This window comes from Mesorhizobium sp. M2E.F.Ca.ET.209.01.1.1, from assembly GCF_004010375.2.
Taxonomy (GTDB): Bacteria; Pseudomonadota; Alphaproteobacteria; order Rhizobiales; family Rhizobiaceae; genus Mesorhizobium.
Genome location: NZ_SADP02000981.1, coordinates 1 through 303 on the forward strand (window position 1 = coordinate 1; position 303 = coordinate 303).

General features: G+C 58.4%; 1 protein-coding gene. It reads right to left on the bottom strand.

Going from position 1 to position 303, the window contains the following annotated elements; genetic code table 11:
- Positions 1-278: hypothetical protein (locus tag EN852_RS38760; protein WP_127225066.1), on the bottom strand; the 278-nt coding region annotated here is incomplete at its 3' end.
- Between the last annotated feature and the right edge of the window lie 25 nt (positions 279-303).

Consider the following 303-nt stretch of genomic DNA (forward strand, 5'->3'; position numbering starts at 1 on the left):
GGTGATACCATCCGCTTCGTGCTATCGAATTGAATTGCAAGGCGTGGAAACCGGACCGGATCGAAATGAATTCTGCCGGATGGATGCACCTCGGGATCGTGTTGCTGGCTTTCGTCGGCGCGGTCGTCATTTTTCTTCGGCGCACGATTTTTCCGACGCCAAGGCAAGGTACCCACAATTCCGAAAGTTGGTACGGCGGCGGTGGTGGCTACGAGGGCCACAGTGGACACGATGGCGGTGGGCACGCCGGTCACGGTGGCGGAGACAGCTAAGCTCATTGCCCGACCTCCAGTGAGAATTGCC